Source organism: Bacillus sp. SIMBA_026, assembly GCF_046535335.1.
Taxonomy (GTDB): Bacteria; Bacillota; Bacilli; order Bacillales; family Bacillaceae; genus Bacillus; species Bacillus velezensis.
On the sequence record NZ_JAWRWX010000291.1, the window covers coordinates 1 to 257 of the forward strand.

At 52.1% G+C, this 257-nt stretch carries 1 protein-coding gene; it reads left to right on the plus strand.

Annotated elements, in window-relative coordinates; translation table 11 throughout:
* Positions 1-61: 61 nt before the first annotated feature.
* On the plus strand, positions 62-257 hold a 196-nt coding region (locus tag SB847_RS21530; protein WP_410578714.1), incomplete at its 3' end, for a hypothetical protein.

Sequence of the window (257 nt, forward strand, 5' to 3'; positions counted from 1 at the left end):
CGAATTCGGTTAAGTAAAGGTTTGCGAATATTAAGTGATACTTTATGGAAGGTAAACCCCGATGACACAAAAGACAAAGAGGCCTGAAGGCTCCACGTCTCCGCAGCTGTCACAGATGCAACGCGACTTTGTCGCGAAGCTGGATTTTCAGATGCAGTCGAACACCGTCTCAGCCGCCGCATTAGCCGAACGGCTAGGCGTAAGCACGCCTGCCGTCTACGGATGGAGAAACAATGGCCGGTTCGACCGCGAACATG